This window comes from Kaistia sp. UC242_56, from assembly GCF_044452255.1.
GTDB lineage: Bacteria > Pseudomonadota > Alphaproteobacteria > Rhizobiales > Kaistiaceae > Kaistia > Kaistia defluvii_A.
Window position 1 is genome coordinate 3,249,270 of sequence record NZ_JBIOAN010000002.1, and the last position, 22,724, is coordinate 3,271,993.

The 22,724-nt window shown below is 65.4% G+C and carries 25 protein-coding genes and 1 tRNA gene; 12 read left to right on the forward strand and 14 right to left on the reverse strand.

The annotated features are described in order from the left end of the window. The first annotated feature begins 16 nt into the window (after positions 1-16). The 3 genes from ACHMWQ_RS17935 to ACHMWQ_RS17945 all read left to right on the forward strand — a co-directional run bounded on the left by ACHMWQ_RS17935 (position 17) and on the right by ACHMWQ_RS17945 (position 1,951). Positions 17-445, forward strand: coding sequence for an HIT family protein (locus tag ACHMWQ_RS17935; RefSeq protein WP_396308521.1), 429 nt, complete (start codon positions 17-19; stop codon positions 443-445). A 68-nt stretch (positions 446-513) separates the two neighbouring features. Beyond that, positions 514-984, forward strand: coding sequence for a carboxymuconolactone decarboxylase family protein (locus tag ACHMWQ_RS17940; RefSeq protein WP_396308522.1), 471 nt, complete (start codon positions 514-516; stop codon positions 982-984). A 64-nt stretch (positions 985-1,048) separates the two neighbouring features. Continuing rightward, positions 1,049-1,951 carry a sigma-70 family RNA polymerase sigma factor gene (locus ACHMWQ_RS17945; protein ID WP_396308523.1) on the forward strand — a complete coding sequence of 301 codons (903 nt, stop codon included), beginning with the start codon at positions 1,049-1,051 and terminating at the stop codon, positions 1,949-1,951. A gap of 55 nt (positions 1,952-2,006) precedes the next feature. Here ACHMWQ_RS17945 and clpA read toward each other — a convergent pair whose 3' ends face one another. Together clpA and clpS are read right to left on the reverse strand one after the other, a co-directional pair. After that, the gene (gene clpA / locus ACHMWQ_RS17950; RefSeq protein ID WP_396308524.1) at positions 2,007-4,445 is read right to left on the reverse strand and encodes an ATP-dependent Clp protease ATP-binding subunit ClpA; all 2,439 of its coding nucleotides are present in this window, start codon (positions 4,443-4,445) and stop codon (positions 2,007-2,009) included. A gap of 9 nt (positions 4,446-4,454) precedes the next feature. After that, on the reverse strand, positions 4,455-4,784 hold the full coding sequence (gene clpS, locus ACHMWQ_RS17955) for an ATP-dependent Clp protease adapter ClpS (RefSeq protein ID WP_266332829.1): 330 nt from the start codon (positions 4,782-4,784) through the stop codon (positions 4,455-4,457). A 239-nt stretch (positions 4,785-5,023) separates the two neighbouring features. On the opposite strand from clpS, the gene ACHMWQ_RS17960 reads away from it, so the two are divergent. Next, positions 5,024-5,263 (forward strand): hypothetical protein, encoded by a 240-nt coding sequence (locus ACHMWQ_RS17960; protein ID WP_354549942.1) that lies wholly within the window; start codon positions 5,024-5,026, stop codon positions 5,261-5,263. A 92-nt stretch (positions 5,264-5,355) separates the two neighbouring features. Here ACHMWQ_RS17960 and ACHMWQ_RS17965 read toward each other — a convergent pair whose 3' ends face one another. Next, positions 5,356-5,667, reverse strand: a complete 312-nt coding sequence (locus tag ACHMWQ_RS17965) for a phasin family protein (RefSeq protein ID WP_396308525.1) — start codon at positions 5,665-5,667, stop codon at positions 5,356-5,358. Between the two features lie 459 nt (positions 5,668-6,126). On the opposite strand from ACHMWQ_RS17965, the gene ACHMWQ_RS17970 reads away from it, so the two are divergent. Continuing rightward, complete coding sequence (locus ACHMWQ_RS17970; protein WP_396308526.1) at positions 6,127-7,707, forward strand: serine hydrolase; 1,581 nt, start codon at positions 6,127-6,129, stop codon at positions 7,705-7,707. 54 nt (positions 7,708-7,761) lie between these two features. On the opposite strand, the gene ACHMWQ_RS17975 is transcribed toward ACHMWQ_RS17970, so the two are convergent. Then, a complete protein-coding gene (locus ACHMWQ_RS17975; RefSeq protein ID WP_354549946.1) occupies positions 7,762-8,394 on the reverse strand; it encodes a DnaJ domain-containing protein in 633 nt (210 codons plus the stop codon). A gap of 191 nt (positions 8,395-8,585) precedes the next feature. On the opposite strand from ACHMWQ_RS17975, the gene panC reads away from it, so the two are divergent. Beyond that, positions 8,586-9,434 carry a pantoate--beta-alanine ligase gene (panC, locus tag ACHMWQ_RS17980; protein WP_396308527.1) on the forward strand — a complete coding sequence of 283 codons (849 nt, stop codon included), beginning with the start codon at positions 8,586-8,588 and terminating at the stop codon, positions 9,432-9,434. A gap of 3 nt (positions 9,435-9,437) precedes the next feature. Here panC and ACHMWQ_RS17985 read toward each other — a convergent pair whose 3' ends face one another. Continuing rightward, positions 9,438-9,875 carry a DUF1489 family protein gene (locus ACHMWQ_RS17985; protein WP_396308528.1) on the reverse strand — a complete coding sequence of 146 codons (438 nt, stop codon included), beginning with the start codon at positions 9,873-9,875 and terminating at the stop codon, positions 9,438-9,440. A 231-nt stretch (positions 9,876-10,106) separates the two neighbouring features. On the opposite strand from ACHMWQ_RS17985, the gene ACHMWQ_RS17990 reads away from it, so the two are divergent. The 3 genes from ACHMWQ_RS17990 to ACHMWQ_RS18000 all read left to right on the forward strand — a co-directional run bounded on the left by ACHMWQ_RS17990 (position 10,107) and on the right by ACHMWQ_RS18000 (position 11,369). Then, positions 10,107-10,298, forward strand: coding sequence for a hypothetical protein (locus ACHMWQ_RS17990; RefSeq protein ID WP_396308529.1), 192 nt, complete (start codon positions 10,107-10,109; stop codon positions 10,296-10,298). Between the two features lie 76 nt (positions 10,299-10,374). After that, positions 10,375-11,076: a DUF599 domain-containing protein gene (locus ACHMWQ_RS17995; RefSeq protein ID WP_396308530.1), complete on the forward strand. Its 702-nt coding sequence runs from the start codon at positions 10,375-10,377 to the stop codon at positions 11,074-11,076. Then, positions 11,073-11,369 carry a DUF3253 domain-containing protein gene (locus ACHMWQ_RS18000; RefSeq protein WP_396308531.1) on the forward strand — a complete coding sequence of 99 codons (297 nt, stop codon included), beginning with the start codon at positions 11,073-11,075 and terminating at the stop codon, positions 11,367-11,369. The genes ACHMWQ_RS17995 and ACHMWQ_RS18000 overlap by 4 nt, the downstream gene beginning before the upstream one ends. On the opposite strand, the gene ACHMWQ_RS18005 is transcribed toward ACHMWQ_RS18000, so the two are convergent. The 5 genes from ACHMWQ_RS18005 to ACHMWQ_RS18025 form a co-directional block, all read right to left on the reverse strand. Next, positions 11,366-12,157 (reverse strand): YdcF family protein, encoded by a 792-nt coding sequence (locus tag ACHMWQ_RS18005; protein WP_396308532.1) that lies wholly within the window; start codon positions 12,155-12,157, stop codon positions 11,366-11,368. The two genes, ACHMWQ_RS18000 and ACHMWQ_RS18005, sit on opposite strands and share 4 nt — an antisense overlap. Positions 12,158-12,179: 22 nt before the next feature. Then, a complete protein-coding gene (locus ACHMWQ_RS18010) occupies positions 12,180-12,998 on the reverse strand; it encodes an aldo/keto reductase (protein WP_396308533.1) in 819 nt (272 codons plus the stop codon). Between the two features lie 61 nt (positions 12,999-13,059). Continuing rightward, positions 13,060-14,211: a GGDEF domain-containing protein gene (locus ACHMWQ_RS18015; protein WP_396308534.1), complete on the reverse strand. Its 1,152-nt coding sequence runs from the start codon at positions 14,209-14,211 to the stop codon at positions 13,060-13,062. 103 nt (positions 14,212-14,314) lie between these two features. Continuing rightward, positions 14,315-15,469 carry a DegT/DnrJ/EryC1/StrS family aminotransferase gene (locus ACHMWQ_RS18020; protein ID WP_396308535.1) on the reverse strand — a complete coding sequence of 385 codons (1,155 nt, stop codon included), beginning with the start codon at positions 15,467-15,469 and terminating at the stop codon, positions 14,315-14,317. Further along, the gene (locus ACHMWQ_RS18025; RefSeq protein ID WP_396308536.1) at positions 15,469-16,431 is read right to left on the reverse strand and encodes a Gfo/Idh/MocA family oxidoreductase; all 963 of its coding nucleotides are present in this window, start codon (positions 16,429-16,431) and stop codon (positions 15,469-15,471) included. Before ACHMWQ_RS18025 ends, ACHMWQ_RS18020 begins: the two co-directional genes overlap by 1 nt. Positions 16,432-16,686: 255 nt before the next feature. Between ACHMWQ_RS18025 and ACHMWQ_RS18030 the strand changes: the two genes are divergently transcribed. Beyond that, positions 16,687-17,652, forward strand: a complete 966-nt coding sequence (locus ACHMWQ_RS18030) for an alpha/beta hydrolase (RefSeq protein WP_396308537.1) — start codon at positions 16,687-16,689, stop codon at positions 17,650-17,652. Here the strand turns inward: ACHMWQ_RS18030 and mgtE are convergent. Beyond that, the gene (gene mgtE, locus ACHMWQ_RS18035; RefSeq protein WP_396308538.1) at positions 17,611-19,029 is read right to left on the reverse strand and encodes a magnesium transporter; all 1,419 of its coding nucleotides are present in this window, start codon (positions 19,027-19,029) and stop codon (positions 17,611-17,613) included. The genes ACHMWQ_RS18030 and mgtE overlap by 42 nt on opposite strands. A 286-nt stretch (positions 19,030-19,315) precedes the next feature. Further along, a tRNA-Leu gene (locus tag ACHMWQ_RS18040) sits at positions 19,316-19,400 on the reverse strand. A 224-nt stretch (positions 19,401-19,624) separates the two neighbouring features. On the opposite strand from ACHMWQ_RS18040, the gene lipB reads away from it, so the two are divergent. Beyond that, positions 19,625-20,323 carry a lipoyl(octanoyl) transferase LipB gene (gene lipB / locus ACHMWQ_RS18045; RefSeq protein WP_396308539.1) on the forward strand — a complete coding sequence of 233 codons (699 nt, stop codon included), beginning with the start codon at positions 19,625-19,627 and terminating at the stop codon, positions 20,321-20,323. 31 nt (positions 20,324-20,354) lie between these two features. On the opposite strand, the gene ACHMWQ_RS18050 is transcribed toward lipB, so the two are convergent. Continuing rightward, entirely contained in the window at positions 20,355-20,636 is a 282-nt protein-coding gene (locus tag ACHMWQ_RS18050) for an acylphosphatase (RefSeq protein WP_396308540.1), read from the reverse strand. A gap of 11 nt (positions 20,637-20,647) precedes the next feature. After that, entirely contained in the window at positions 20,648-21,310 is a 663-nt protein-coding gene (locus tag ACHMWQ_RS18055; protein ID WP_396308541.1) for an HAD hydrolase-like protein, read from the reverse strand. Positions 21,311-21,569: 259 nt separating this feature from the next. Here ACHMWQ_RS18055 and ACHMWQ_RS18060 point away from each other — a divergent pair, with 259 nt between their 5' ends. After that, positions 21,570-22,712: a ceramide glucosyltransferase gene (locus tag ACHMWQ_RS18060; protein ID WP_396308542.1), complete on the forward strand. Its 1,143-nt coding sequence runs from the start codon at positions 21,570-21,572 to the stop codon at positions 22,710-22,712. Positions 22,713-22,724 lie beyond the last annotated feature (12 nt).

Genomic DNA, 22,724 nt, shown 5'->3' on the forward strand with positions numbered 1-22,724 from the left:
ACGACCGGAGATCCGCATGACCCCGTATGACGACACCAACATCTTCGCCCGGATTCTGCGCGGCGAGATCCCGTCGCAGCGCGTCTACGAGGACGCCGAGACGATCGCTTTCATGGATGTCATGCCGCAGGGCCCCGGCCACTTGCTCGTCCTGCCCAAGACGCCCTCGCGCAATATGCTCGACGCGGATCCCGCCGTGTTGGCGCGCCTGATCGCGATCGTGCAGAAGCTCGCCCGCGCCGCCAAGCTCGCCTTCGCGGCGGATGGCGTGACGATCATGCAATTCAACGAGCCGGCGGCCGGCCAGACGGTCTTCCACCTGCATTTCCACATCATCCCGCGCTTCGAGGGCGAGCCGCTGCACCCGCATACGGGCGCGATGGAGAAGCCGGAAATCCTGGCCGAGAATGCCGACCGCGTCCGCGCGGCGCTCAACACGAAATAATTCGCGGGCGGCATGTCACAGGCGTTCGGCCTGTCTCGTCTTGTCTCCGTATCCAGGGAGAACCCATCATGCACGAGAGACTGAACGCCTTCGCCGCCGCCCCGGAAGCCGTCAAGGCGATGATCGAACTGAGCGGCAAGCTCGCCGCGAGCAGCCTGGAGCACAGCCTGCAGGAACTGGTGAAGATCCGCGCTTCGCAGATCAATGGCTGCGCCAATTGCCTGCACATGCACACGGCCGACGCGCGCAAGCATGGCGAGACCGAGGAGCGGATCTACCTGCTCAGCGCCTGGCGCGAGTCGCTGCTCTATACCAAGCGCGAGCGCGCCGCCCTCGCCTGGACGGAGGCGCTGACGCTGGTCGCGGAGACACGCGCGCCGGATGACGACTATGAACTGGTTCAGGCCGCGTTCTCGGCGAAGGAACAGGTCGAGCTGACGCTCCTGATCGGCATCATCAACACTTGGAACCGCTTCGCGGTCGGCTTCCGCACCGTTCACCCGAACGACCGCAAGGCTGCCGCGCAAGAGGCGGCGTGACGATCCCTCCCCGGCCTGCGCCAGCGGATGCAGGCCGGGGAGACACTGACATCAAGGGAAAGCGATGGTCGACGCGTCCACCGCCGAGTTCGAACAGCACAGACGCTTCCTGACCGGGCTTGCCTACCGCATGCTCGGCTCGCTTTCCGACGCCCAGGACATCGTGCAGGACGCCTTCCTGCGCTGGCACGGCGCCGAACCGACCGCCTTGGCCAGCCCGCGGGCCTGGCTCGGCAAAATCGTCACCCGGCTCTGCCTCGACATGATGAAATCCGCGCGGGCCCGGCGCGAGAGCTATGTCGGACAGTGGCTGCCGGAGCCCGTGATCGAGCCGATCGACCTGCCCCGCACCGGTTCCATCGACGACCAGATCGACGCGCCCGTGGCCCTGATGCTGGCACTGGAACGGCTGTCGCCGCTCGAGCGCGCCGCGTTCATCCTGCACGACATCTTCGAGATGGAATTCGACGAACTGGCCGATGCGCTGGACCGGACGGAGGCGGCATGCCGGCAATTGCTGGTTCGCGCCCGGGGCCATGTCGGCGAAACCAGGCAGCGCTATGCGGTCGATGCCGAGGAAGCGAACCGGCTTACGACCGCCTTCTTCCTGGCGACCAGCAGCGGCGACGCTTCGGCGCTGCGCGACCTGCTGGCGGACGCCGCCCGCCTGCATGGCGATGGCGGCGGCAAGCGCCCCGCGACGCTCAACATCATCTATGGCGCCGACAAGATCGGCCGCTTCTTCGCCGGCGTCGCCCAGAAGCCGGGGGCCCATGCGAGCTCGATCTGGTCCGGCCCGCTGCGCATCAACGGACTGCCCGGCTTCGTCGCTCTCGATCCGTTCGGGACGCTCCAGGCAATCGCGCTGGAGATCGAGGACGGCCGCATTGCCGCGATCTACAGCATGCGCAATCCCGACAAGCTGACCGGCGCCGAAGCCTTCCTTCCGGCGAGCCAGACGGCATAAAAAAAGCGAGGCGCATCTCTGCGCCTCGCTTTCATCTCGGTTCAGGCTGGACGGATCACTCCGTCTTCAGCGGCACCTTGGGCACCAGGCCACCACGCTTCGGCGGCGTCGTGGGCGCTTCCGGGGCCGCCTTCTTGGCGCTGGCCGCCTTGCGACGCGGCTTCGCCTTGGCCTTCGGCTCCTCGGGCTCGGGCTTCGGCGTCACCGGACCATCCTCGATCGGGTCGAGATGCAGTCCGGTCTCGCCGTTCTCCCTGGTCTCGACCGTGATCTTGACCGTACCGCCCTTGCGCAGCTTGCCGAACAGCACTTCGTCAGCCAGCGGCTGCTTGATGTACTGCTGGATCACGCGGCCAAGCGGGCGAGCGCCCATCTGCCGATCGTAACCCTTGTGCGCGAGCCAATCGACCGCCTCGGGCGAGAGATCGAAGGTGACGCCGCGGTCGGCCAACTGGGCCTCCAACTGGAGCACGAACTTCTGCACAACATTGTGCACGACCTCGATCGGCAGATTGCCGAACTGGACGATCGCGTCGAGCCGGTTGCGGAACTCCGGGGCGAACAGGCGGTTGATCGCCTCCTGGTCGTCGGGGTCGCGCGTCGTCGACTTGAAGCCGATGGCGGGCTTGGCGAGATCGGCCGCGCCGGCATTGGTGGTCATGATCAGGATGACGTTCCTGAAATCGACCTGCTTGCCGTTGTGGTCGGTCAGCTTGCCGTGATCCATGACCTGCAACAGGATGTTGAACAGGTCCGGATGCGCCTTCTCGATTTCGTCGAGCAGCAGCACGCAATGCGGATGCTGGTCGACGCCGTCGGTCAGCAGGCCGCCCTGGTCGAAGCCGACATAGCCGGGAGGCGCACCAATCAGCCGCGAGACCGTGTGGCGCTCCATATATTCGGACATGTCGAAGCGGATCAGTTCGACGCCGAGGCTCGCCGCCAGTTGCTTGGCGACTTCGGTCTTGCCGACGCCGGTCGGTCCCGCAAACAAATAGGAGCCGATCGGCTTCTCCGGTTCGCGCAGGCCGGCACGCGCCAGCTTGATCGCCGAGGTGACCTGGGCGATGGCGCTGTCCTGCCCGTACACGACGCGCTTCAGCGTCGTCTCCAGGCTCTTCAGCACTTCCTGGTCGTCCTTCGACACCGTCTTGGGCGGGATCCGCGCCATGGTGGCGATGGTGTCCTCGATCTCCTTGACGCCAATGGTCTTCTTCCGGCGGTTCTCCGGGATCAGCATCTGCGAGGCGCCGGTCTCGTCGATCACGTCGATCGCCTTGTCCGGTAACTTGCGGTCATGGATGTAGCGGGCCGAAAGTTCGACCGCCGACTTGATCGCGTCGTTGGTGTAGCGGACGCGGTGGAAGTCCTCGAAATAGGGCTTCAGCCCCTTCAGGATCTCGATCGCATCGGGGATCGTCGGCTCGTTGACGTCGATCTTCTGGAAGCGCCGGACGAGCGCCCGGTCCTTCTCGAAGAACTGCCGGTATTCCTTGTAGGTGGTCGAGCCGATGCAGCGGATCGCGCCGCCGGCCAGGGCCGGCTTCAGCAGGTTGGAGGCATCCATCGCCCCGCCCGACGTGGCGCCCGCACCGATGACGGTATGGATCTCGTCGATGAACAGGATCGAACCCGGATATTCCTCGATCTCCTTGACGACCTGCTTCAGCCGCTCTTCGAAATCGCCGCGATAGCGGGTTCCGGCGAGCAGCGTGCCCATGTCGAGCGAGAAGATGGTCGAACCGGCCAGCACGTCGGGGACGTCGCCCTCGACGATGCGCTTGGCCAGGCCTTCGGCGATCGCGGTCTTGCCCACGCCCGGGTCGCCGACGAAGAGCGGATTGTTCTTCTGACGGCGGCAGAGGACCTGGATCGTGCGCGCGATTTCGATGTCGCGGCCGATCAGCGGGTCGATCTTGCCCTTCTTCGCCTTCTCGTTGAGGTTGACGCAATAAGCATCCAGCGCGTCAGCCTTCTTCTTGTTTTCTTCGCGGCTGTCGACCGTGGCCGCGTCGTCGTCGACGCCGTGGACCGGCCGGCTCTCGCTCATGCCGGCGCGCTTGGCGATGCCGTGCGAGATGTAGTTGACCGCGTCGTAGCGGGTCATGTCCTGCTCCTGCAGGAAGTAGGCGGCATGGCTTTCGCGCTCGGCGAAGATGGCGACGAGAACGTTGGCGCCGGTGACTTCCTCACGGCCGGACGACTGAACATGGATGACGGCGCGCTGGATGACGCGCTGGAACCCGGCGGTCGGCTTCGAGTCTTCCTCGGGGCCATGCGCCAGATTGGCCAGTTCCGTATCGATGTAATCGATGAGGCTGCGCTTCAGCATGTCGAGATCGACATTGCAGGCACGCATGACGGCAGCCGCGTCCTGATCTTCGATCAGAGCGAGCAGGAGATGTTCGAGTGTCGCGTACTCTTGATGGCGTTCGTTCGCGAAGGCGAGCGCCTGGTGGAGGGCCTTTTCGAGGCTTCTGGAGAATGACGGCACGTTAGGACCTCACTTCCTTTCCATCACGCATTGCAGCGGATGTTGGTGTTTGCGCGCGAAATCCATCACCTGGGTGACCTTGGTCTCGGCCACTTCATAGGTGAAGACACCACACTCCCCCACACCATGCTGATGCACATGCAGCATGATCTGCGTCGCCTCTTCCCGGTTCTTGTTGAAGAACCGCTCGACGACATGCACGACGAATTCCATCGGCGTGTAGTCGTCGTTCAAAAGCAGAACGCGATACAGGTTCGGCCGTTTGATTTTCGGCCGTGTTTTGGTGACGACGCCAATGTCGTTGTCGCCATCATCGGAACGACGAGGTTCTTTGCTCATATGGTTCGATCGATACGTCGCTAAAACGGAATCCTGCCGATAATCACGCTGCAGCGCAATCGCTCATTTCGAGGATCCGCGCTACCGCTCGCCAGACAGGCGGGAGAGGTGTCGAGGCTTTATATGGGGAGGCTTCTCACCGATGGAAGTGCAGCCGGTCCGACGCATGGACATCGCATCGGTTTCGGTCCTATCTCAGCCTGCCGGTCGAACCCGACGCGGAATGGATCGGAGCCTGAATGGCCGTTACCACACAGTATATCGTGCAGCCCTACCGCCTGAACAAGCGCGGGAAGCTGGAAGCAGAACCGGCGGTCGCCGCCAGTTCGGCCGAAAATGCCAAGCAGCGCGCAGAAAAATTGTCGGACTCGCGCGCCGGGGTGATCGCCTTCCAGATCGCCGTCGACGCGGAGATGGGCGACTACGGCGAACCGGTGACCCTCGCCCGCTTCGGAAGCCTTCCGGAAGAAATGGACTAGCCGGCCGCCGGCGGCGAGCGGAACGCCGCCCGCCTCACCAACAAAAAGCCCGGCGCGAAGGCCGGGCTCGAATTTCTTAGAAGCGGTGACGCTTAGCTCGGGAATTTTCCGAACAGCCCTTCGAACGGCTTGTAGGCGTCGCGGGTCATCTCCGTCATCATCGCGCCGAACTTCGACATCTGATCGACATAGCCTTCATAGGCGGTCTTGACGTATTCGCTCTGCGCCTCGACGGCCTTCTCGACGCTGCTTGAGGAAAGGATCTTTTCGAGCGCCGCGGAGCCGGTCTCGAAGCTCTTCTTCGAATAATCCGCCGCTTCGACCGCGATCGCCTGGAGGCCCTGGCTCATCGAGCCGAAGCTCTTCATCGCGAGATCGACGCTTTCCTTGCTTGCCTTCTGCATGCCCTCGAAATCCTGGATCAAAGAAAGGCCCTCCGCGTAAGAACCCCGCGCCATAGCGGGTTCAATACGGAGCACGTTCAGGCAGCCCGGGGCCGGAGTCAAGAAATTTTGTTGCACCGCACAATTGCGGCATGGCGAGCGCGACGCTGCGGCAGGCCGCGCCAGCCCCAAAACGGGACCCGAACCGGCCCCCTGATTTTTACGGATTCGTAACGGCGTTTCCTTAGCTTCCATTCATCAGGCCGGAAAGCCACGCCGAATTGGCGCGAGCGCGCTTTCTGGGGCCCGGAATGGAAATATGGAACGAAAGCGCAGGCGGCCGCCATTTCGGTCCGTCGGCGGCAAAATTCCAGAACCGCCATTCTTGCCTCAAAAAAGTTCCGGTCTTGGGGTCAGTTGGTAATTGGGCACTGCCGGAGTTAACGCTCCGGTTCTGCGAGACGCGGAGAGATCACTCACATGTTGATGGGCCTGAACCCCCTCGGCCGGCATTGCGTCCGCTCGGTTCGGCGCGCTCTGGCGGGCATTCTTGTCGCCGGCGTGGCGTTGACCGCGGTCACCGTGGAAGCCGCCGCAGCGCCCAACTCATCCATCGTCGTCGATGCCAAGACCGGCAAGGTCTTGTACTCGAAGGAGCCCGACGCGCTGCGTCGCCCCGCCTCCCTCACCAAGATGATGACGCTCTATCTGCTGTTCGGCGAGCTGGAGAGCGGCCGGCTCACCATGTCGTCCCGACTTCGCGTTTCCGAATTCGCCTCGCGCCAGCGACCGACGAAGCTGGGCCTCAAGCCCGGTTCGACGATCGCCGTCCGCGACGCCATGCTCGGCCTGATCACGCGCTCGGCCAATGACGCCGCCGTGGTCATCGCCGAAAATCTTTCAGGCTCTGAAGCCGCCTTTGCCCAGCGCATGACCCGCACCGCCCGGTCGATCGGCATGAGCCGCACCACGTTCCGCAACGCCTCCGGCCTGCCCAATGACGGTCAGTGGTCGACGGCGCGCGACATGGCGACCCTCGGCCGCGCGCTGCAGGACCGCTATCCTCGCTATTACAAGTTCTTCGCGACCAAGAGCTTCGTCTACAACGGCCGCGTCATCAACGGTCACAACCGCCTGCTCGGTCGCGTCAATGGCGTCGACGGCATCAAGACCGGCTACACCAATGCCTCGGGCTACAATCTCGTTTCGTCCGTGAAGCGCGACAACCGCGCTCTGGTCGCGACCGTCATGGGCGGCAACACCGGCGCGGCCCGCGACAAGCAGATGGCCACGATGCTCGAGAAATACCTGCCCGTCGCCTATGCCGGCCCGGCCAAGTCGCGCTCGCTGTTCGCCCGCGCCCAGAATGCGCCGGCCGCGGATGTCGACGATGTCGAGACCGAAGTCGTCGTCGCGGCACCTACCCCCGCACCGGTCCCTGCCGCTCGTCCTGCCCGCGCGGAGCCGGTCGTCGTCGCGGCCGTCGCCACCCCGCTTGCCAAGGCCATGCCGCTCGCCAAGCCCCTGCCGCTGGCGAAGGCTGCTCCGATCCCGGCGCCCGCCCCGGTCCAGGTCGCCGATGTCGAGGATGAGGAGCCCGTCTCCGTTCAGGCCTATGCGCCGGAGCCGATCGAGCCCGCCGCCGCCCGCGGACCGCGCATGGTTTTCCAGACCGGCCCGGCCGGCAAGCCGATCAGCCGCCCGTCCGTCAAGACGGCCGCCATCGTCCAGCCCGTCCCTACCGCCGACGACGATTCGGGCGACAGCTTCACCGGAAGCATCGCCGCTTCCGCTGCGCCGACCGCTGAAATCGCCGATGGCTGGAAGATCCAGATTGCCGCCGCACCCGACGAAGACGGCGCCAAGCTGATGCTGGACCGCGCCAAGTCCAAGGCAGGCAAGATGCTGGCCAGTGCAACGCCCAGCGTCGAACCCGTCGCCAAGGGCGCCTCGACCCTCTACCGCGCCCGCTTCGCCGGGTTCGACAACAAGGATCAGGCCCGCGCCGTTTGCGCATACCTGACGAAGCGCGATGTGTCCTGCCTTGCCGTCCGTCAGTAACGGGCGGCCGCGTACCAGAATTTCGCCCTCCTTTTTTGTACCTGCGTCTGGGAGCTAGCGATGTCCGCCGAGGAGTCTTTCCTTCGCCTCGTTGATTTGGGCGGCCAAGAACGTCGATCCTCCCTGGTCGGGATGGACGCGTTTCATCAGCCGTCGGTAGGCCGTTCTGATTTCGGCCTCGGAAGCGCCGGCCGAAAGGCCAAGGATCTGGTAGGCCTGCTCATCTGTCATGGCGCCCGCGCGCGCCGTGCGGCGCGACCTGCCTGCCGGGTCACTCTCGACGTGTTCACGCCAACCGGGAATGCGGCGGTCGAGATAAGCTTCGAGTAAGGCGCGGTCGCGGGCCCTGCCCGCGACTTCGGAATAGAGAACCACCAGCTCATCGGGGCTCAAGCTCTGAAGCGCCCGACCGGCAAAGCGGCCTTGCCTGACTTGGCCCGCCTCGATCCATGGCTTCATCGTTTCGAGAATCTTCGGCTTGAGCAGCCAGAGGCCGATCGCCAGCAGCGGGATGCCCGCGCCCAGCCGCCCGGTGGCGGCGGTAAAGATCCCCGTCGAGATCAGCGCGCCCGCCGCGCCGCGACGCACGGCACGGCCCAAGGCATGCGCCCCCTTCTCGCCTCCGAACAGAAACGCGATTCCGATCGATACGGCGAGCACGCCCAGAAACGGGATAATCAGGCCCATCGGCACTCCAAACCGGCCGATTCCTTCCGGCCCTCTCCTCTCTATTGCGGGCAAGTCTCCCGCGCGGCAAGGGCCCGCGCCGCAATGGATGATGGCTGCGTGATTTGCTAGACAGTCGCGGCACGGTTGCCACCGCCGCCTCTGCGATCGCAAGGCATGATGGCCGCCGCGCTGCGCAACAAGGACATGCCATGCCTGCCAGCCCGATCATCTACCGTACCGTCGACGACCTGCGCTCCGCTGCTGCCGCATGGCGACACGAAGGCCTTTGCGTTGGCATGGTGCCCACCATGGGCGCGCTGCATAGCGGGCATCTGGAACTCGTGCGCGCCGCGCGGGAGCGGGCCGACCGCATCATCGTGACGATCTTTGTCAATCCGACCCAGTTTGCGCCAACCGAGGATTTCGGTTCCTACCCGCGCACCGAGGCGAGCGACGTCGCCAAGCTGGCGGAACTGGGCGTCGAAGGCGTGTTCGCTCCCAACGCCAACGAGATGTACCCGGCCGGTTATGCGACGACCGTATCGCTCGCAGGCCCAGCGATCGGCCTGGAGACGGACTTCCGTCCGCATTTCTTCGCAGGCGTCGCGACCGTCGTCTCCAAGCTGCTGATCGCCGGTTTTCCGGATGTCGCCCTGTTCGGGGAGAAGGATTACCAACAGCTGATGGTGGTGCGGCAGATGGTGCGCGACCTCCGCCTGCCGACGGAGATCGTCGGCCTGCCGACCATCCGCGAGCCCGACGGCCTCGCCCTCTCCTCTCGCAATGCCTATCTCTCGGCCGAGGAGCGGCAGACCGCGACGACGATCTCGCGCGCCATGCGCCAGGCAGCGGGCACGATCCGGGCCGGCGGGGACGTCGAGGCGGCGCTTGCCGAAGGCCGCGAGACGCTGGAGGCGGCGGGCTTCCGGGTCGATTATCTGGTGTTGCGCAATGCCGACACGCTGGCAGAGATCGTGGACATCGCGAAGGAACCGCGCCGGATGCTGGCAGCCGCCTGGCTGGGCAAGACCCGCCTGATCGACAACATCGCGGTCTGAGGATCAGAGAAGGCCGAGCTCGGCGAGTTCGGCCTTCAGGGCGGAAGGCAGTTCATCGCCGCCCCCGCCGATCGATGCCAGGTCGCGCGGCGCGTCCTTCTCCAGCAGGTAGCGCCAGCCCTGGAAGGGCCGCTTGGGCTGCCACTCGGTCGGCACCACTTCGGGGTCGAACACGATGCGGCAGCGCTGGATGCCGTCCTCGCCGGTGACGGCCTGCAGGTCGAGCAGGCGCTGGCGTGCCTGCACCTGACCCTTGATCACCCAGTAGAGCGAGCCGCCGTCCAGCAGCTCGGGAATGCGCTTCGGCATCATGCGCGTGGTGTGCGTGTCCTCGGGATCGAGCCCCATGCCGCGCTGGCGGGCGATGTCCTGCGCGATCCAGTCGGTCAGCTGCTCAATCGATTCGACGCCGACGCAAAGCTTGATGAGATGCAGGGCCATTCCGGAACACGTGTCCTCAAACGGGAGCGCGGCGGGAGCCGCGGCAATTTTTCCACAAGGATGAATTGGCGCTCGGCTTCGGACTGGCCTATGAGCCTGTCTGGAAACGGCGCAAACTAAGCATAGGCGTTCCGCCTGTCCCGCGAAAGCGTGAAGGGCGCTCGAACATGGCGCTGACTGGACATTCGACGGCCGGCCCTCGCTGTGCCGCCCCCGGACCACGAGGCGAACATGACCGATCCGAAGCCCTCTCTCGACGACAAGGCAAGCCGCGTGGCGATGGTCGGCATCATCGCCGGCATGGCGCTGACGGCGGCCGGCATGTTTGCCCGCGAACCGATCCTAGGCGCGCTGGGCCTTGTCATCCTGTTCGTCGCCGTGGTGCTGCGCCGGCCGATCGCGCGATTGCTCTCGCCGCGCTGAACCGCGAGTTGCCTCGGCCTCGCCGGTTTGGCACGATCGCAGCCGCCGATATGGCGTGGGCAGGGAGCACCGCATCGTGATCGAGATTTCCACGATCGATATCATCGCGATCATCGTCTTCGCGACATCGTGGATCCTCTATTCGGTGATCCTGACGCGCCTGGCCGGCAGCGGCCGCACCCTGTCCTCAGCCATGGATATCCAGCGCCGGCAGTGGATGCGCACCATGATGCATCGCGATCTCCGCATGATCGATACCGGCATCATGAGCGGCCTGCAGAATGGCACGGCCTTTTTCGCGTCGACCTCCCTGCTAGCGATCGGCGGCTGCTTTGCCATGCTGAATTCGGCCGATCACGTCTACGGCGTCATGCGAGACCTGGCCATCGTCGAAGCCATCCCCAAGGGGCTGTTCGAGGCCAAGGTCGTGGGCCTGATGCTGATCTTCGGCTATGCCTTCTTCAAGTTCGGCTGGTCGTACCGGCTGTTCAACTATGCCTCGATCTTGATCGGCGCGACGCCGACGGCTGCCCACGCGGCCGAGCCCGAAACCGTCGCGGCAGCCGAGCGCGCAGCGGTCTTCACCATCACCGCCGGTCGCCACTTCAACCACGGCCTCCGTGCCTTCTTCTTTTCCATCGGCTATCTGGGCTGGTTCGTGAACGGCTGGACGCTGATCGTCACCACACTGGTGGTGGCGCTCGTCCAGCTGCACCGGCAGTTCTTCTCGGATTCGGCCAAGATCGTCATCGCCGCAGCGCGTCAGGAACCCACATGAAAGTTAGCCACGAGCAGATCGAGACCGTCCTGGTCGGCCTGCTCTCCTCCCTGCCCGCCGGCAAGAGCCTCGATCCGACCGAGGTCGCGCGTGCGCTGGCCGGCAATGACGAGAAGGTCTGGCGCCTGATGATGGTGCCGATCCGCGCCGTCGCGATCCGTCTCGCCGATGAAGGCCGCGCCTCGATCCTGCGCAAGGGCAAGCCGGTCGACCCGCATGATTTCAAGGGCGTCTATCGCATCGGGGCGGCTGTCCCCGCCGCTGACGCCGGCGAACCGGCCGCAGCCATCTAGGGCTTGGGGAACAGGGCGTTGGTCCGGCCCGAGAGCCAGTAGGCGACGAGGCCGATCCACTCCTTGGTGGCGACATCGACGCGCTGCAGCCCGACCGAGGGCTGCGACACGAAGCGCGTGAGATCGCCGGATCCGCTGGTGCGGAAATCCGTCGGCCAGGGCAGCACGTCCCAGCCGACTGCCCGGAAGCATCCCATCGATCGCGGCATATGGAAGGCCGACGTGACGAGCAGCCATCGCTCGCCGGGCTTCGGGTCCAGCAGCGCCTTGCTGAGGCGGGCATTCTCGGCCGTGTCGCGGCTTTGGTCCTCGATCGTGACCCGGCTGTCAGGAATGCCCATGGCGCGGAAGAAGCGCTGCGCCGCCTCGCCTTCGGACGGACCGTCCGGCACGAACTGGTCCGAGCCACCGGTGAAGACCAGCCGCGCTTCCGGATAGCGCAGCGCCAGGGCCACGCCTTCGGTCAAGCGGTCCCCCGCCTCGGTCAGCGTCACCGCCTGACGTTCCTCCCCGATCCGCTGGTCGATGCCGCCGCCAAGCACCAGGATGCCCGTCACAGGCCCATCCGGCTCGACCCGCGTGAACCGATCCTCCAGCGGCAGCATCAGCGCCGCGCCGAGTGGCGAAAACCCGGCGATCAGAAGCCCGATCGCGGCGAGCAGAACGAACCCGGCGCCAACCCGCACCGCGCCGAAGCCAATGGCAATGACGCCGGCAGCGAGGGCAAGGATCAGGGCGGCGGAAGGCTGGAGAAAGAACCAGACCAGCTTGGCAGCGTAGAAAAACATCGGCAATCGCTCTTGATACGGATCAATCCCAATCGGGCGAGAACGCCGAATTGCAGATACGGGAATCCTCGGTCGCGAGCGCGTCTATGGCCGCCATGTCGGCCTCCGGCAATTCGAAGCCTTCAATGTCGAGGTTCTGCTTGATGCGCGCGGGGTGCGCGCTTTTCGGGATGGCGACGCAGCCCTTCTGGATCTGCCAGCGCAGCACGATCTGCGCCGGGGTGCGGCCGAAGCGGCCGGCGATATCCTTGATCACCGGCTCGTCCAGCGCATCGGCCTGGCCGAGCGGGCAATAGGCGACGAAGGCGGTGCCGTGCGCCCGCGTCGCGGCGCGCAGCTTCGACTGGTCGAGATAGGGGTGATGTTCGCACTGGTTGACGACGATCGGCTCCTCGGTCGCGGCCCAGGCCTCGTCGAGCAGGCGGATGGTGTAGTTGGAGACGCCGATATGGCGCGCCAGGCCGCGCTGCTTGACGCGGTTCAGGGACCGGATCGTCTCCGCCGCCGAGAGCGCCCGGCTCGGCCAATGGATCAGCACAAGATCCAGCTGGTCGATGCGCAGCCGGCGCAGCGAAGCCTCGGCCGCCCGCATCATGTCGTCGGCGCCCAATTGCTCCGGCGGGATCTTCGAGGTGATGAAGACCTCGTCGCGAGCGACACCGGAACGGCGCAACCCCTCACCCACCTCGGCTTCGTTGCCATAGCCGATGGCGGTATCGATATGGCGATATCCCGCCTCCAACGCCGAAGCGACGGCCATGCTCGCGGTTTCTCCCGAGAGCTTCCAGGTTCCAAGGCCGATCACCGGCAAGATGGCGCCATGCGCCTCAACCGTCTGCATGAGATTTCTCCGCGGGGGGATAAGGCGGCTACCATCGGGTGCTGCCGCGACAGCGTCAAGCTCAGCTTGCCGCCTGAAACACCAGATCCCGGCCACCGCGCTTGGCGGCGTAGAGCGCCTCGTCGGCGGCGACCATCAGGCTTTCGAAATCGGCCCTCTGGCCGCAGACCGTCATGACGCCGACGCTGACCGTGACGGTGATCCTGTGCCCGGCATGGCGGATCGGATCGCCGGCGAACTCGGTGCGAATGCGCTCCGCCACCTGCCGGCCACGCTCGGCACCGCAGCCGATCAGCAGGGCCGCGAACTCCTCGCCGCCCACTCGCCCGACGAAATCCGCCTCGGTGACGCAGCGCTGGACGATCGTCGAGAAGAACTTCAGCGCTTCGTCGCCGGCCGCATGGCCATAGCGGTCGTTCAGCTGCTTGAACCGGTCGAGGTCGAACAGCAGCAGGGTGATCAGCTCGTTCTGGTCACGGGCGCGCTCGACGCGCTCGCGGGCCAGATCCATGAACGCGCCGTGGTTCAGCAGCCCGGTCAAACCGTCGGTCAGCGCCGCCCGCTTGAGGATGTTCTTGAGCCGCTCGTCGGATAGGCGGAGGCCGATGATTGTCGCCGCGAACATGACGAGGATCGGCTCCAATATGCCGAGGCCGATGAACGGCCCGCCATCCAGGAGATCCGGCGGCAGGTCGAGGGTGAGCGCCGCGATGAAGCGAAATACAAGGAAGACGGCGTGCAGGGCCGGGACGCAGGCGAATGGCATCCGCCAGACCAGATGGTCCTTGCCCTTCGCCCAGATTTCCCAAGCGAGCATCAGCGACAAGATCAAGCTCAGTACCGAGCCGAGCGCAATGCGATGCGCGAGAGAGTCGCCGATTGCCGGCACTTCCATGGCGATCATCCAGATCGCCGGGAAGGCCACAACCGGCCACCAGCGCGTCGACCGCCCATTGAAGGCGCGCGCGCCATTCCAGGTGATGCCGAGGGCGGCCAGTGTACCGGCGTTGGCGATGCCGATGGACAGGAAGTCCGGGATCTGCCCACGCAGCAGCAAAAGGACGCAACTGGCAGCGCCGACCTGCAGCGCGAGCGCCCACATCACCACATGACGGTCAGGCCAGCGCTGGAACCAGTTGGTGACCAGCGACAGCGCAGCCATCTGGCTCATGACCGCCAGCACGACCAGCAGCGTTGAAACATCCAGGGTCATGGCTGATGCAAGTTTCCCCGCAGCCCCCTCGTTCCCCGGCTGCGGGACTGCTCATATACCAAACCCCTTAAGGAACAATTCCTGGGGGCAGCGGACCTGCTTGTTAGCCTACCGTTGCCAACACGGCAGCAATGACGCGATCGACTTCGTCGTCGGTCAGGTCCGGATGCATCGGCAGGCTGATGACGGTCGAAGCGAGCTTCTCGGACACCGGCAGCGGCCGCTTCGGCGCCTCGGCGAAGGCCGGGTGCTGGTGCAGCGCAAGACGGTAGAAGAAGGCATTGCCGATGCTCTGCGCGTCCAGCGCCGCCTTCAGCGCGTCGCGGTCGTCCACGGTGATCGTGTAGATCGCGTTGGCGCTGAAATAGCCGGACGGTCGCTTCTGCACACCGACCTTCCCGGTCAGCGCGGCGTCATAGCGCTTCGCGACCTGGTCGCGGCGCTCCAGCTCATCCTCAAAGATGGTGAGCTTGGAGAGCAGGACAGCCGCCTGGAGCGTGTCGAGGCGGCCGGTGATGCCGTTGCGCACGGCGACGTCGCCCGTGCCCTGACGGCCATGCGAGCGCAGCGTGCGCACGGCATCGGCGATCTCGTCATTGTCGGTCAGGATCGCGCCGCCATCGCCATAGCAGCCGAGCGGCTTGGTCGGATAGAAACTGGTCGCCGAGATCGGCGCCATGCCGCCAACGCGGCTGTTGCCGGAGCGGCCGCCGAAGCTCTGCGCCGCGTCGGAGAACACCGTCATGTCGTGCTTGGCAGCGATCTTACCGATCGCCTCATAGTTTGCCGGCAAACCGTAGAGATCGACCGGCATGACGACGCGCGGCTTGAGCTTGCCCTCGGCCACGACTTCGTCGATGGCGCGGTCGAGATCGGCCGGGTCCATGTTGCAGGTCGACGGATCGACATCGACGAAGATCGGCGTCGCATTGACCGAGCAGACCGCGCCGGCGGTGGCGGCAAAGGTGAAGGCCGGCACGAACACGGCGTCGCCGGGTCCGATGCCAAGCGCCATCAGGCCGATCATCAACGCGTCGCGGCCGCTCGAAACGGCGATCGCATGCGGAACGCCGGCGAAGGTAGCAAGCTTGGCCTCGAGTTCGGAGACTTCCGGCCCGAGGATGAACTGGCCATGCGTCAGCACCGCGTCCATGCGCTTGCGGACATCGTCATGGATCCGGCGCTGCTGGCGCTGCAGATCGAAGAAGCCGATGCGGTCGGAAGCGACCGTGACGGTCGGTTGGGAGGAAGCGGCCATCAGTGCTGGTCTCCAATAGGGACGGTCGTGCCAGATCGCGACGTCTGTCCGATACGCTGAATGATCATGTCGGCAACGATCAGGGCCTCGAGCCCCGCCTTGCCATCGACGAGCGGCCGGCCGAGCCCGGCGGCCGCGTCGAGGAACGAATCGATCTCGAGCGCCAGATTGTCGCTCGGCGGCACGGCGATCTCGTCCTGCGAAAGAACGGCATGTCCGCGCTCGAAAGAGGTGACGGTGCGGGCGGCGAGATCGGCCACCCAATAGCGATCGGCCTCGACGACCTTGATGGTGCGCTCTGACCGATCGGCGATCCGGCTGGCCGTGATATGCGCCACGGCGCCATTGGCGAAACGAAGCTGCGCGAGCGCGAAATCATTGGTCGGCGCCAGCACGGGAGATCCCATCGCCTCGACGGCGACGACCTTCGAGCCGACCAGCGCCAGGACCAGGTCGATGTCGTGGATCATCAGGTCCAGCACGACGTCGACATCGATGGCCCTGCCCTTCCAGGGTCCGATCCGCGTGCATTCGACGGTGATCGGCGCCTTCACCTTGTCGCGCAACAGGCCGAAGACGGGCGAAAAGCGTTCGATGTGGCCGATCTGCAGGACAACGCCCTTGGCCTCGGCGCGGGCGATCAAGTCGCGCGCCGCCTCGGGCGTATCGCAGATCGGCTTCTCGATCAGGACATGCACGCCGGCGTCGATGAAATCGGCAGCTACCGCATGATGGAGCGAGGTCGGAACGGTGATCGACACGGCATCGACCTTGCCGATCAGGTCGCGCGGGTCGAACAGCGGCGTCGTGCCATATTGGGCGGCGACGGCTTCGGCGCGGGCGCGATCCGCGTCCACCACGGCCACAAGCCGGCCCTTTGGATTGGCGGCATGCTGCCGCGCGTGGAAGGAACCGAAATATCCGAGCCCGATGACTCCGGTCCTGATTTCGCTCGTCGTCAATCCCGCAACTTTCTGCAATCCGAAATAGAGCGAAGCAGTCCGCTTCGCCCGCACCGGTCTAACGAATTCTCGTTCAAAGTCGATCAATGGCCGCACAAAGGCGGTCACATTTTGTCCATCCGGGAAACATGGCGCGACGCGGCAGGCCGGACGATCACGTCCGCGTGACAGCACGGCTCCGAGGATGCCGTCGAGACCGCCGCCTCTATATCATCCCACCGTGCCGGCCCTCTCCGGCGATACGGGAACCTTACCATGCCCCATCGAATGACCGCCGTCCTCTGCCGCGCCTTTCTGTGCGGCGCGGGGATGATCGGCGCTGCCCAGGCGCAGGGAATCGTCAAGCGCCACCTGATGGCGCCCAGCCCTTCGCTGGGCCGCCCCATTCCCTACTCGCTCTACAAGCCGGCGACCGAGCCAAAGGCCGGCACGCGGTGGCCGGTGCTCTACCTGCTGCATGGCGGCGGCGGCGGCGACCTCGACTGGCTCGACTATGGCAAGATCGCGCACACGCTGGACGACGAGATCGCCGCCGGCAAACTGCCGCCGCTCGTCGTGGTCATGCCCGATGGCGGCGGCGAAAGCTGGTTCGTCGACAATACCGACCCCGACGGAGCCGGAAGGGTCGAGACGGCGCTGACGACGGACCTCGTCGAGGCGATCGACACGACGCTGCCGACGGCCGCCTGCCGGGGGGGACGCGCCGTGGGCGGGCTTTCGATGGGTGGATATGGCGCGGCCCTGTTCGCGCTCGACCATCCCGACCGCTTCGTCGCCGCGATCAGCCTGTCCGGCGCGATCGCGCAGCCAATCGATCCGAACGACGCCGTCCGCATCAAGAAGGGCGACGAATATTATGACGGCGCCTTCGGCAAGCCGTTCGATGTCCACCGCTACAACGCGGACAATGTGTTTCCGCGCATCACCAAGGACGCGGGCCTGGCCGAAAAGCCCAGCTTCTGGATCACGGCCGGCGACCGCGACGGGCTCGGCATCATCACCGGATCCGCGGACCTGCACGTCGCCCTGCGCCGCGCGGGCTACAAGACGACGCTGCGCATCGGGGCCGGTCAGCATGACTGGATCAACTGGTCGCAATCAATCGTCCCGGCCTTGGACTGGCTGGCGCCGCAGCTTCGCGATACCTGCCCGCCCCTGCAGTCGACGGCAGGCCTTGGCCTAGCTGAGCCCGAACCAGAGCGCGGCGAAGCCCAGGAATGAGAAGAACCCGACGATATCGGTGATTGTCGTCACGAACGAACTGGACGCGATCGCCGGGTCGATCTTGAAGCGGTTCAGCGTCAGCGGAATCAGGATGCCTCCAAGGGCGGCGGCGATCAGGTTGATCACCATCGCCGCCGCGATGACAAATCCCAGGTCCAGTATGCCGAAGCGGTAGACCGCAATCGTGCCGACGATGGCGGCGAACAGGAAGCCGTTGAAGATGCCGACCAACAGTTCACGGCCGATGACGCGCAGGACGTTATGCGGCCCGAGTTCGCGCATCGCGATGGCGCGAACCGCCACCGTCATGGTCTGCGTGCCGGCATTGCCGCCCTGACTGGCGACGATCGGCATCAGAACAGCCAGCGCCACCATCTTCTGCAGCTGATGCTCGAACAATCCGATGACGAAGGACGCCATCACGGCCGTGATGAGATTGAAGAAAAGCCACGGGAATCGGCTCTTGGCGATCGACCAGACCTTGTCGGAGACTTCTTCGTCGCCCACGCCGCCGAGGCGCTTGATGTCCTCGTCGGCTTCTTCCTGGATGACGTCGACGATGTCGTCGATGGTCAAGAGACCGACCAGCCGGTCCGATTCGTCGACGACGGCGGCCGAGATCAGGTTGTAGCGCTGGAACATCCGCGCTGCTTCTTCCTGGTCCTCGGTGGCGCGGATCAGGTGATGCGCCTCGCTGACTAGCTCGGCGATCTTGACGGGCCGCTTGGTCCGCAGCAGGCGGTTGAGCGATACGGTGCCAAGCAGATGATAGCCGGGATCGATGACGAAGACTTCGTGGAATTCTTCCGGCAGGTCCTCGGCTTCGCGCATGTAGTCGATCGTCTGCCCCACGGTCCAGAAGGGCGGCACGGCGATGAACTCGGTCTGCATGCGCCGGCCGGCGCTCTCTTCCGGATAGTCGAGGCCACGCTTCAGCGCCAGACGTTCGACGGACGGGATCTGGGCGAGAATCTCGTCCTGGTCGGCCTTGTCGAGATCTTCGAGAATGTAGACCGCGTCGTCGGAATCGAGATCCCGCATGCCTTCGGCGACGGTCTCGGACGGCAACTCCTCCAGGATCTCGACGCGCACCGTCTCGTCGAGTTCGGTGAGCGCGGTGAAATCGAAGAATTCGCCCAGCAGCTGGATCAGCGCGGGGCGCTGGTCGGGCTCAAGCGCCTCGAGGATCGCGCCCACATCCGATTCATGGAGATCTTCGGTCAGCTCGCGGGCGCGTTCCTGGTTCCCCGTCTCGATCGCCTCGCTGAGGGCTTCCAGGAACGGCGTGGAAACGTTGTCGTTCTCGTCGCGAAGCGGCGGCAAGCCCTGCGTCTGGCGATCTTCGCGCCTGTCGATCGTCAGCTCTTCCGACATGGACCCTCAGAACGCGTTCACGAGATTTCAGGGGAGGTCCGGCGAGCTTTAGCCGTCAACCGCGCGGTGGCAAAGCGAAAATGCTGCGCTGCGAGCATTCTCGGCATTGCGGCGCTTCACCGGGACCCATTGGCCAGGGCGGTAGCGCCAAACCTTGTGCATGGCGAACGTCCGGCACCCGCCAAAGGTTGCCCTCGGCGTCCAGCGCCTGGGCCGATACCGGGGTCCAGAAACAAAAACAGCGGCCCGAGGGCCGCCGCTTTGCGAGGATTTTTGCATTTGGGTTTGGTGCGGTCGAGAAGACTCGAACTTCCACGCCTTTCGGCACAGCGACCTCAACGCTGCGCGTCTACCAATTCCGCCACGACCGCGAAACCCAAGCCGGTGTTGACCGGCGCGAGGTGGGATGTAGCAAATGACCTCCGACGAAACAAGCGACTTCGAAAACTGTTTCATTTCATCCACAGGCAGTCCGGTACCGATCGATTTTTGCGGGACAGGTGATCAATGCCCGCCCTTGCGCTATGACCGGATCGACCGACATGAGACCTGGCACAATGAAAGATTGGCCAAGCCGCCAATCGAGAGTGACTCCATGACCCTGCGCGACGATCTCACCGCTTCCCTCCTGCCCCGCGACGGCAGCCCGCCCGTCGAATGGGTGATCGAGGAAGCGCCCGTCGATTATCCCGACGCCGTCGCCGAAATGGAGGCGCGGGTCGCTGCGATCGCGGCCGGCACGGCGCGCGAACGCATCTGGCTGGTCGAGCATCCCCCACTCTATACGGCCGGCACCAGCGCGCATGACGAAGACCTGATCGCGCCGGACCGCTTTCCGGTGTTCCAGACCGGGCGCGGCGGGCAATACACCTATCACGGCCCCGGCCAGCGGGTGGCCTATGTGATGCTCGACCTCAACCGCCGGCGGCCAGACCTGCGCCTGTTTGTGGCGACGCTCGAGCAATGGATCATCCGCACGCTGGACGGCTTCAACGTGCGCGGCGAGCGCCGCGACGACCGCGTCGGCGTCTGGGTTCGCCGCCCCGAAAAGGGTTTCGAGGCCGAAGACAAGATCGCGGCGATCGGCATCCGCGTGCGGCGCTGGGTGACGTTCCACGGCATCTCGATCAATGTCGAGCCGGAGCTAGACCATTTCGACGGGATCGTGCCCTGCGGCGTGAAGGGCCATGGCGTTACCAGCCTGGCGGATCTCGGGCGGATCGTGACCATGCCGGAAGTCGACGCCATCCTGCGCCGGGAGTTCGAAGCGCTGTTTGGCGAGACGGTTCGCTAGCGCGATCTCCCTCGATCGGACGTGCACGCGCTCAGGCGTCTGGCAGCACCCGGAAGAGGCCAGGCTCGGCCGAATCTCGTTCGTCGACATCGACCGCGCTGACGCGGGCCATGCGCGGGCCGGCATGGCAGGCGAAGAGCATCGCGGCGACATCGGCCTCGTCGCCGGTGAAGACCGCCTCCACCTCCCCTCCGCGCCGATTGCGGACCCATCCGGACAGCCGCCGGGCATTTGCCTCCCGTTCGGTCCACGCTCGATAGCCGACGCCCTGTACAAGCCCGGATATCATCACATGGACCGTGCGTACCGTCATTCCCGTCCCCCTCAGCCGAGCAGCCGCAGCACGGCCGGCGCGAGATCGGTAACCTCAGGCACGATCACGTCCGGCGGGAACAGGTCGAACTCTTCCCCCGTGCCGTAGCCCCAGCCGACTGCCGCTACCTTGATCCCGTTCGACCGCGCCCCCTCGATATCGTAGCGCCGATCCCCGATCATGACACAGCGCTCCGGATCGATCGCCTCAACCGAAAGGATGTGGCCGATCAACTCGCTCTTGTCGCTGTGCCGGCCATCCAATTCGGACCCGTGCACGACGGCAAAGAATCGGGTCAGGTCGAAATGGTCCAGGATCCGCTCGCAGAACACGCGCGGCTTGGAACTGGCGAGGAACATCTGCACGCCCGAGTCCCGCAAGTTGGAAAGCGCCTCGGGAATGCCGTCGAACACGGTGTTCTCGTAGAGCCCGATCGTGCCGAACCGCTCGCGATAGTGGCCGAGCGCCACCTTCGCCAGGATCGCATCGCCGTCCAGCATGGCGGCGAAGCTGCCTTCCAGCGGTGGGCCGATCGCCGCGCGCAGCGCCAGCTCGTCAGCGGCCGGACGATCGAGCTTCTCCAGCGCATAGAGGATGGAGGCGCTGATGCCGGGATAGGGATCCGTCAGCGTCCCGTCGAGATCGACGAGCGCGGTAAGCTTGGCAGCGGTCATGGGCAATGCGTTCCGTGAAGGCGCGGGAGATGCCGCCCGGATTGCGCGCTTCCCGCCCGGTCGTCAAGCCTGCCCCTCGCCCCTTCATCAAACCGTCACCCAGTTGCGCGACGAGAGCAACCGAGGCTCTCTCGCCAATCGTCCGCGTCGCCAAGCCCGCGACGTTCTGTTACCCTGCCCTGGTCCGACCTTTCTGGGTCAAAGGAGCCGATACCGCCTTGTCGCGACCCTCAGCCCCTCTTCCCGTGCAGGCGACGCAATGAGCATCGCCATCCTCCTCGCCCAGATCTTCTGCCTGCTCGCCGCCCTCATCCATTTCGGCAGCATCGCGCTGGTAACCTTGCGCGGCCGCGCCGGTCGTCTCGACACGGCGAATCCCCACGGACAGCCCCCCGTCAGCATTCTGCGACCGGTCTGCGGCATCGAGCACGCGATCGACAGGACGCTCGGCTCCGGCTTCGGGCTCGATTATCCCGATTACGAACTGATCTTCTGCGTCGCCAGCGCCAGCGATCCGGCAATCCCCGGCATCCGCCGGCTGATGGCGGCGAACCCGGCGGTTCCCGCCCGCCTGCTGATTGGCGACGACCGCATCAGCATCAACCCGAAGCTCAACAATCTGGTGAAGGGCTGGGACGCGGCGAAGCATGAGTGGATCGTCATGACGGACAGCAATGTGCTGATGCCGCCGGACTACATCGATCGCATGCTCGATCGCTGGGACGCGACCACCGGGCTGGTCTGCTCACCGCCACTGGGCAGTGAACCGCAGGGCTACGGCGCCGAGTTCGAATGCGCCTATCTCAACACCTACCAGGCCCGCTGGCAGCTCGCCGCCGATGCGCTGGGCCAGGGCTTCGCGCAGGGCAAGTCGATGTTCCTGCGCCGCGAGAACCTGGATCGGCATGGCGGCATCGCGGCGCTTGCGGCCGATCCGGCCGAAGACGCCGCCGCCACCAAGGCGATCCGCGCCAACGGCCAGCGCGTGCGCCTCGTCCGCCAGCCCTTCGCCCAGCCGCTCGGCGCCCGCGCGCTGCGCGCCGTCTGGAGCCGCCAGTTGCGCTGGGCGCGGCTCAGAAGGGTCACCTTCCCGGCCTTCTTCTGCATGGAATTCCTGACCGGCGGCCTTTTCCCGATCGCGATCGCGACCTGGCTCGCCTTCAACGACGCCATTCCGGGCTGGATCGCGCCGCTTTTGGCCGTCGCCTGGTACGGGGCCGAAGCCTTCCTGGCCAAGAACCTCGACTGGCACTATTCGCGCCGTTCACCGCTCGCCTGGGTGCCGCGCGATCTGTCGCTGCCCGTGCTGTGGATTGCCGCCGTGTGCGGGAACGGCTTCGAATGGCGCGGCAACCAGATGGACGTCAAGAAAGACAGCCTGCTCGCCACCGAGGCCGACTGAGCCGCTACCGCC